Origin of the sequence: Allobosea sp. 2RAB26 (assembly GCF_052115465.1) — a bacterium.
Taxonomy (GTDB): domain Bacteria; phylum Pseudomonadota; class Alphaproteobacteria; order Rhizobiales; family Beijerinckiaceae; genus Allobosea.
In genome coordinates this window covers 1-557 of sequence record NZ_JBFRGS010000083.1, presented here as the reverse complement: position 1 = coordinate 557, position 557 = coordinate 1, and the positions used below count along the sequence as shown (strand labels likewise).

Sequence of the window (557 nt, the reverse complement as noted above, 5' to 3'; positions counted from 1 at the left end):
TAGGGCAGGGGCCCCAGATCCATCACCTCTTCTTCGTAGATCGCCTCGCCGGAATGCTTGTCGAAGCCGGTCTGCACGGTGCGTGTGATGATCTCGCCGGCAGCCAGCGCCTCGCCGACCCGGACATTGAAGCCGTCGATGTTGCGCACACCGAGCCTCGACATCTTCTTGTAGCGCTCCTCCATCTCGCGCACCGCCCATTTCAGCGCGACCACCGCCTTCTTCGGGTCGGTGACGACGGGGGTGAGCAGATGCGGGATGCCGTCATAGACGGAGAGCTCGAGCATCTTGGGGTCGACCATGATCAGCCGGCACTGTGCGGGGGTCAGCCGGTAGAGGATCGACAGGATCATGGTGTTGATTGCGACAGACTTGCCCGAACCGGTGGTGCCGGCGACGAGCAGATGAGGCATGCGGGCAAGATCGGCGATCACCGGCTCGCCGCCGATGGTCTTGCCGAGGCAGAGCGCCAGCTTGTGCTTGGTCGATTCGAAATCCTGGCTGGCGAGCAGCTCGCGCAGGAAGACGGTCTCGCGCTTGGCATTGGGCAGTTCGAT

1 protein-coding gene is annotated in these 557 nt (G+C 63.4%); it reads right to left on the bottom strand.

Annotated elements, in window-relative coordinates:
• Positions 1-557, bottom strand: a 557-nt coding sequence (locus tag AB4118_RS34245) for an FtsK/SpoIIIE domain-containing protein (protein ID WP_441493912.1), incomplete at both ends; no start/stop codon positions are given.